The organism is Actinotalea sp., from assembly GCF_041597215.1.
Lineage (GTDB): Bacteria > Actinomycetota > Actinomycetes > Actinomycetales > Cellulomonadaceae > Actinotalea.
In genome coordinates, this window is sequence record NZ_JBFHHB010000168.1 from 1 (window position 1) to 7,106 (window position 7,106).

At 73.3% G+C, this 7,106-nt stretch carries 8 protein-coding genes; 4 read left to right on the forward strand and 4 right to left on the reverse strand.

The window, feature by feature from the left end; genetic code table 11:
• Positions 1 to 675, reverse strand: a 675-nt coding sequence (locus ABWK99_RS11645; RefSeq protein ID WP_372594877.1) for an amino acid ABC transporter ATP-binding protein, incomplete at its 3' end; no start/stop codon positions are given.
• Positions 676 to 898: 223 nt separating this feature from the next.
• Between ABWK99_RS11645 and miaB the strand changes: the two genes are divergently transcribed.
• Entirely contained in the window at positions 899 to 2,428 is a 1,530-nt protein-coding gene (gene miaB, locus ABWK99_RS11650) for a tRNA (N6-isopentenyl adenosine(37)-C2)-methylthiotransferase MiaB (protein WP_372594870.1), read from the forward strand.
• Between the two features lie 51 nt (positions 2,429 to 2,479).
• Here miaB and ABWK99_RS11655 read toward each other — a convergent pair whose 3' ends face one another.
• Both ABWK99_RS11655 and ABWK99_RS11660 read right to left on the reverse strand, forming a co-directional pair.
• The gene (locus ABWK99_RS11655) at positions 2,480 to 2,920 is read right to left on the reverse strand and encodes a YbjN domain-containing protein (RefSeq protein ID WP_372594871.1); all 441 of its coding nucleotides are present in this window, start codon (positions 2,918 to 2,920) and stop codon (positions 2,480 to 2,482) included.
• Positions 2,917 to 3,468, reverse strand: coding sequence for a YbjN domain-containing protein (locus ABWK99_RS11660; RefSeq protein ID WP_372594872.1), 552 nt, complete (start codon positions 3,466 to 3,468; stop codon positions 2,917 to 2,919). The genes ABWK99_RS11655 and ABWK99_RS11660 overlap by 4 nt, the downstream gene beginning before the upstream one ends.
• 18 nt (positions 3,469 to 3,486) lie before the next feature.
• Between ABWK99_RS11660 and ABWK99_RS11665 the strand changes: the two genes are divergently transcribed.
• The 3 genes from ABWK99_RS11665 to dapF are packed head-to-tail and all read left to right on the forward strand — an operon-like array spanning position 3,487 to position 6,256.
• Complete coding sequence (locus tag ABWK99_RS11665) at positions 3,487 to 4,371, forward strand: hypothetical protein (RefSeq protein WP_372594873.1); 885 nt, start codon at positions 3,487 to 3,489, stop codon at positions 4,369 to 4,371.
• The gene (gene miaA / locus ABWK99_RS11670) at positions 4,368 to 5,315 is read left to right on the forward strand and encodes a tRNA (adenosine(37)-N6)-dimethylallyltransferase MiaA (protein ID WP_372594874.1); all 948 of its coding nucleotides are present in this window, start codon (positions 4,368 to 4,370) and stop codon (positions 5,313 to 5,315) included. The genes ABWK99_RS11665 and miaA overlap by 4 nt, the downstream gene beginning before the upstream one ends.
• Positions 5,312 to 6,256 carry a diaminopimelate epimerase gene (gene dapF / locus ABWK99_RS11675; RefSeq protein WP_372594875.1) on the forward strand — a complete coding sequence of 315 codons (945 nt, stop codon included), beginning with the start codon at positions 5,312 to 5,314 and terminating at the stop codon, positions 6,254 to 6,256. Before miaA ends, dapF begins: the two co-directional genes overlap by 4 nt.
• Positions 6,257 to 6,333: 77 nt before the next feature.
• On the opposite strand, the gene ABWK99_RS11680 is transcribed toward dapF, so the two are convergent.
• Positions 6,334 to 6,942: a class I SAM-dependent methyltransferase gene (locus ABWK99_RS11680; RefSeq protein ID WP_372594876.1), complete on the reverse strand. Its 609-nt coding sequence runs from the start codon at positions 6,940 to 6,942 to the stop codon at positions 6,334 to 6,336.
• Between the last annotated feature and the right edge of the window lie 164 nt (positions 6,943 to 7,106).

Genomic DNA, 7,106 nt, shown 5'->3' on the forward strand with positions numbered 1-7,106 from the left:
GGTGAAGAAGGTCTCCGGGTCGGCCTCTTCGACGATCTGCCCTCCGTCCATGAAGACCACCCGGTTCGCGGCCTTGCGGGCGAAGCCCATCTCGTGGGTGACGACGACCATCGTCATGCCCTCGTGGGCGAGCGAGACCATCACGTCGAGGACCTCGTTGATCATCTCGGGGTCGAGGGCGGAGGTCGGTTCGTCGAAGAGCATGACCTTGGGCTTCATCGCCAGGGCACGGGCGATGGCCACGCGCTGCTGCTGGCCGCCGGAGAGCTGCGCGGGCAGCTTGTTCGCCTGGTCGGAGACCCCGACCCGCTCGAGGAGCTCCCTGGCGAGGGCCTCCGCCTCGGAGCGCTTCATCCCCTTGGCGGTCGTCGGCCCGAGCGTGATGTTCTCCAGGACGGTCTTGTGCGCGAAGAGGTTGAAGGACTGGAAGACCATGCCCACGTCGGCCCGTAGCCGAGCGAGCGCCTTGCCCTCCGCCGGCAGCGGCACGCCGTCGATGGTGATGAGGCCGTCGTCGATCGTCTCCAGCCGGTTGATGGTCCGGCACAACGTCGACTTGCCGGAACCCGAGGGGCCGATGACCACGACGACCTCGCCGCGGGTGATGGTCAGGTTGATGTCCTGGAGCACGTGCAGCGCGCCGTAGTGCTTGTCGACGTGCGAGAGCACCACCAAGGGCTCGTCCGAGCGGTCGCCGGACAGGGCGGAGTCGGCGAGCGAGGGGTCGGCCGACGAGGAGTCGTCGGGCACGGGCTGCGATTCCATCCTTCGAAGGTAGGCCGATCTGATCACCCGGGCACGTCGGGGAGGTGTCGGATCGGTTACGGATGCGGAGCACCGACGGACGCCCCGGATCCGTGGCGACGCGGACGGACCGCGGCGTCGTACCCTTTCCGGGATGTCTACGCGCCCCGACGCAGCCCTGCGCACCTATGCCGTGCGCACCCTCGGCTGCCAGATGAACGTCCACGACTCCGAGCACATGGCAGGTCTCCTGGAGGCGGCCGGGTACGTCGCTGCCCCCGCGGAGGACGCTGCGCGCTGGGAGGCCGACGTCGTCGTGCTCAACACCTGTGCGGTGCGCGAGAACGCCTCGACGCGGCTGTACGGCAACCTCGGTCAGCTCGCCTCGATCAAGGCGGCCCGTCCGGGGATGCAGATCGCCGTCGGGGGCTGCCTCGCCCAGAAGGACCGCGGCCAGATCGTCGAGCGAGCGCCCTGGGTCGACGTGGTCTTCGGCACCCACAACCTGGACGTGCTCCCCGCGCTCCTCGAGCGGGCGCGGCACAACCAGGCCGCGCAGGTCGAGATCGCCGAGTCCCTCCAGGTCTTCCCCTCCACCCTGCCGACCCGGCGGGAGTCCGCCTACGCGGGCTGGGTCTCGATCAGCGTCGGCTGCAACAACACCTGCACCTTCTGCATCGTGCCGTCGCTGCGTGGCAAGGAGCGCGACCGTCGCCCCGGCGAGATCCTCGCGGAGGTCGAGGCGCTGGTGGCCGCCGGCGCCGTCGAGGTGACCCTGCTGGGCCAGAACGTCAACACCTACGGGGTGGGGTTCGGTGATCGTGGGGCCTTCGCCTCCCTGCTCCGGGAGGTCGGTGCGGTCGAGGGGATCGAGCGGGTCCGGTTCACCTCGCCGCACCCCGCGGCGTTCACCTCGGACGTCATCGCCGCGATGGCGCAGACGCCCACCGTCATGCCGCAGCTCCACATGCCGCTGCAGTCGGGCTCGGACCGGGTGCTGCGCGCGATGCGCCGCTCGTACCGCTCCGCCCGGTTCCTGGCGATCCTCGAGGAGGTGCGGGAGTCGATCCCCGAGGCCGCCATCACGACGGACATCATCGTCGGCTTCCCTGGCGAGACGGAGGAGGACTTCGAGCAGACCCTGCGCGTGGTCGAGGAGGCGAGGTTCAGCTCGGCCTTCACCTTCCAGTACTCCCCGCGTCCCGGCACCCCGGCCGTCGACCTGCCCGACCCCGTCCCGGCGAACGTGGTGACCGAGCGCTACGACCGGCTCGTCGCGCTCCAGGAGCGCATTTCCGCGCAGGAGAACGCCCGGCAGGTCGGGCGCACCCTCGAGGTGCTCGTCTCGGAGGGTGAGGGGCGCAAGGACGGGGCGACCCGTCGCCTGAGCGGACGGGCTCCGGACAACCGCCTCGTGCACCTCTCGCTCCCGCCGCACGCGCAGGGCGGCCGGCCGGGCGATCCCGACGTGCCACGTCCGGGCGACGTCGTCACGGTGGAGATCACCCACTCGGCTCCGCACCACCTCGTGGCGGACTCGGGGCTGACCGGCGGCACGTACGAGGTGCGCCGGACCCGCTCCGGGCAGGCGTGGCAGGAGCGGACGTCCGGCGGTCACGACCACGGACCCGCCACGGCTCCCGGTGGTGCCGTGCTGCTCCCTGTCCCGACGCTGCGCGGCTGAGCCGGGACGACCCCGGGGGCGCCGTGGCGTTCGGTGCCCCGGCAGGTCCCCTCAGGAGGGCAGCACCGGGAGCAGGCTCTCCAGCCCGGCGAAGAACTGCACGCAGGTCCCCAGCCCGCAGTCGACGATCTCGGCGAGCTGCGCGTCGGTCACCCCGTGCTCGAGATCGGCCGAGACCTCGCCGTACACGGCCAGTCCGCCGTCCTCCGGGCGCAGGTACGCCTTCGGCCAGATCCGGTCGCGGTTCCAGTCGTTGAGGGCCAGCAGCGCCTGGGCCCGCTCGTCGACCGGGACGAGCCGGTTCCACCGTCCGCGGACCTGGAGGATCTCCTCGCTCTCACCCATGACGATGAACCAGAACCGGTGCGAGTTCCACACGCCGGTCAGGTCGCCGTCGTCGTCGTGCACGGACTCGTAGCCGCAGGACCGCAGGTAGGCCTCGATCCGGGCGGTGGCCAGCGGGGCGGGCGGAACCGGGGCGCGGGCGCTCACGGTGCCATCCCTGCCGGGTCGGGGTACAGGTCGTCGAGGGTGTCGAAGAAGGCGGCGGCGGAGGCCAGCCCGCTGTGCAGGAACTGCCCGAGCTGGGTGTCGGTCACTCCGTGCTCGAGGTCGGTGGCCGACTCGCACACCGCGTGCACCCGGCCGTCGTCCCTGACCCGCAGGTAGGCCTTGGGCCACACGCGCTCGGCGTTCCAGTCGTTGCAGACCTCGAGTACCTCCCCGAGCCGTTCGATGGCGAAGGTCCGGTTCCACTGGCCTCTGACCTGGAGGATCTCGTGGCGCTCACCCAGGGTGAAGAAGTAGAAGAGCCGGCCCCGCCAGAGGCCGCCCAGGTCGCCGTCGACGTCCGTGAAGTAGCCGTAGTCGGAGCGCAGCAGCCAGCTGCGGACCCGCTCAGCGGTGAGCGGCGCGACGAGATCGGGATGGTACGGGCCCGGGTCGGGCTGGGCGCCGGGACGTCGTCCGGAGTCAGCGCGTGGCTCGCGTCGTTCGCGTCGCCAGGAGAAGAGGGCCACCGACCAGAGACTACCGGCCATCGCCGGTACCGTCGTGGGGTGCTCCGCGCTGCCGCCCTCCTCCCACCCACGGCCCTCCTCGTGCTCCCCGGCGTCCCCGCGGACCACGAGGACGTGCGCCGGGAGGCGCGGTCGGCGGTCCGTCGTCTGGCGGCGTGCGGTGCCGGACGGGTCGTCGTCGTCGTCCCGGCTGGGCGCGGGACGGGCCTGCCCCCGGACGAGCCGGCCCGGCCGGTGGTGCGACGGTGGTCAGGACGACTGCACCCCACCTTGGCCGCTGCCGGCGTCCCGGACGCCGTGGCCGGTCTCACCGGGGTCCGGGTCGGCGTGGCAGCTCCCGGCGAGACCGGTGGCGCAGCCGCTGATCGGGCGGCGTCGAGGACGGGCGTGCGGGGCTCCGGCGACGAGGTGGTCGACGACGTGCCCGCGGCCGTCGCTCTCGCCCTCCTCGCCGACGCGGGGTGGACGGCCGCGGTGGAGGTCCTCGCGGTCGCCGAGGGGGAGGCCCCCGCGTTGCACCGCGTGGGACGGGAGCTGGCGACGGACGACGTGGCGCTGCTCCTCATGGGAGGGCTGAGCGCACGGCGCGGCCCCGACTCCCCGCTCGCCGAGGACCCGCGGGCAGCGGCATTCGACGAGGCGGTGGCGGCGGACCTGGCCCTGACGGGCCGTGGACCGCGATCCGGCGCTCCCGCAACGACGCAGCACGACGCGACCGGGGCCGGAAGTGCCCGGGAGGAGGCGGCCCACCGGCTCGCCGCCGTCGACCTCACCCTCGCCCAGGCGCTCGCGGTCAGCGCATGGGGACCGTGGCAGGTCCTCCTCGGCGCACTGGCGACCCCCGGACCGGCCATGGACGCCACCGTCAGCGTGAGCGTCCCCGCCGGGGCGACGTACGCCGTCGCCGGCTGGGACGCGCGATGAGCCCGCTCGTGGTGGCTGTCGTCGGGCCGACCGCGACCGGCAAGTCCGACCTCGCCCTCGATCTCGCCGAGCACCTCGGTGCCGACGTGCTCAACGCCGATGCGATGCAGCTGTACCGCGGGATGGACATCGGCACCGCCAAGCTCGCCGTCGATGAGCGTCGGGGGATCGAGCACCACATGCTCGACGTCCTCGACGTCGAGCAGGACGCCTCGGTGGCCGCCTACCAGCGTGACGCGAGGGCCCAGGTGGACCTCGCGCACGCGAGGGGGCGGCGGGTGGTGGCCGTCGGCGGGTCCGGTCTGTACGTGCGGGCGCTGCTCGACCACCTCAGCATGGCGCCCTCGGACCCGGTGGTCCGGTCCGCGCTGGAGGAACGGGCGGAGCGGGACGGGCCCGGTGTCCTGCACGACGAGCTCGCCCGGCTCGACCCCCCGGCCGCGCACCGGATCCCGCGGACCAACACGCGCCGGATCGTGCGTGCGCTGGAGGTCATCGCCCTCACCGGCGAGCCGTGGACCGCAGAGCTCCCCGAGCCGCAGTACGAGGTCCCGGCGGTGCAGATCGGCCTGGACACCGATCGAGCCATGCTCGACTCGAGGATCGCGGTGCGGGTGGAGCGGATGTGGGAGCTCGGCCTGCTCGACGAGGTGCGGGGGCTCGCCGGGCGGCTGGGCCGCACGGCGTCGCGGGCTGTCGGCTACGCCCAGGTCCTGTCCCTGCTCGCCGGGGAGTGCACCGCCGAGCAGGCGCGGACCGACGTCGCCGTGGCGACCCGGCGCCTGGCCCGCAAGCAGATGGGCTGGTTCGGGAGAGACCCCCGCGTGCACTGGCTCGACGCACGCCGACCGGACCTGGTCGAGGAGGCGCTCCGGCTCGTCGCGAGAGCGGACATGGGCACGCTCGTCGACCCTGGTACCCGACGACGTACCCTCGGCTCATGACGCGCTCGCTCGCCGTGACCAAGGGCCACGGCACCCGCAACGACTTCGTGCTCCTCGACGACCGTGACGGCGAGCTCGAGCTCGGCGAGGGGCTCGTCCGGGCCCTCGCCGACCGTCGGTCCGGCATCGGCTGCGACGGCGTCATCCGGCTCGTCGGGACGCACCGGCTCCCGGAGGGCGCCCAGAGCCTCGCCGAGGACCCGCGCGCCCGATGGTTCATGGACTACCGCAACGCCGACGGCTCCCTCGCCCAGATGTGCGGGAACGGAGTCCGCGTCGTGGCGCGGTTCGCCGAGCGCCTCGGCCTGTGGGACGGCACCGGCACCTGGGCCGTGGGCACCAGGGCAGGGGTGCGGTACGTGACACGTGTCGCCTGCCCGACGGGCGCGCAGGAGGAGTGGTACGCCGTCGACATGGGTCCGTGGCACCTGCCCGGCGGTGCGGAGTCGTCGGCTGCGGGCTCGGACGCGCAGGTGGAGGTCAAGGGCCTCGACACCGCGCGTCCGGCGCTGCGTGTCGACCTCGGCAACCCGCACACCGTCCTGGCGCTCGCCGACCCGGCAGAGCTCGAGGCCGCTGACCTCGGCTCGGCCCCGGTGGTCTCGCCGCTCGCTCCGGAGGGCACCAACGTCGAGCTCGTCGTCCCGCTCGGCGAGCGGACCACCGCCGAGGGAACGGTCGGGGTGGTCCGGATGCGCGTCCACGAGCGCGGCGTCGGGGAGACCCAGTCCTGCGGGACGGGAGCGTGCGCCGCGGCGATGGCGGTACGGACCTGGATGGGTGCCGAGGCTCCCGAGTCCTGGCTCGTCGAGGTCCCCGGTGGCGTGGTCGGGGTGCGGCTCCTCCCCGAGGACAGGGTCGAGCTCTCCGGGCCCGCCGAGCTCGTCGCGACGGTGACCGTCGACCTGGATGCGTTGCTGGACGGGGACGAGCGCGTCTGAGCCGGCGCGATCGGTCGGCGCGGCCATCGACCTCCGCTCGGCCCGCGGCCTCCGACGTCGCCGGTCGTGCCCGCGGCTCAGTCCCGGGTGACGCGCAGGACCCGGAAGCCCTTGGAGCTCGCCACCCGGTTCACGGGCATCCCGAGCTCCTGCTCGATCCAGCCCTGAAGGGAGTCCGCCCCGAGCGACTTCTGGACCACGAGCCAGGCCGCGCCCCCGGGGGCGAGCCGCGGGAGCCAGTCGTCCAGCAGGGCGTGCAGGGCAGGCTTGCCGATGCGGATCGGCGGGTTGGACCAGATCGTGGCGAACCGGAGGTCCGCGGGAACGCCGTCGGGCTCCGCCGTGCGGATGCCGTCGAGCCCGAGCTCCGCCGCGTTGCGGGCGACCAGGTCGAGCGCCCTGCGGTTCACGTCGACGGCCCAGACCCGCGCCCCGGGGGAGAGCATCGCCAGGCTCAGGGCGACGGGCCCCCAGCCGCAACCGAGGTCGAGCAGGTCACCCTCGGCGGGCGGAGCGGGAACGGAGCGCAGCAGCACCTGCGTGCCGGGGTCGAGCCGGCTCCCGGAGAACACTCCCGGCGCGGTCTGCACCGCCACCTCGCGGTCGACGAGCCGCACGGTCAGCCGCCGCCGCTCGTCGGCTGACGCCGGCTCGGCCGTGAAGTAGTGGTCCTCGGTGCCTGACACGCACGGAACCCTACCGATGGCAGGGGTGCGGGAGGGTGGCCCGCGAGGTGCGCCGTCCGCGAAATGGTTCGCCGACGTGCCGGCTGCATGTCACGCTGAAGGTCGACCGAAGGGCACAGATGACCGACACCACCTCCCCGTCCGAGCAGCGCGACCTCGCCGAC

Coding starts and splice junctions, on each gene's coding strand:
- miaB (WP_372594870.1), top strand. CDS start 899: ATGTCTACGCGCCCCGACGCAGCCCTGCGCACCTATGCCGTGCGCACC.
- ABWK99_RS11660 (WP_372594872.1), bottom strand. CDS start 3,468: ATGGCCGGTAGTCTCTGGTCGGTGGCCCTCTTCTCCTGGCGACGCGAA.
- miaA (WP_372594874.1), top strand. CDS start 4,368: ATGAGCCCGCTCGTGGTGGCTGTCGTCGGGCCGACCGCGACCGGCAAG.
- dapF (WP_372594875.1), top strand. CDS start 5,312: ATGACGCGCTCGCTCGCCGTGACCAAGGGCCACGGCACCCGCAACGAC.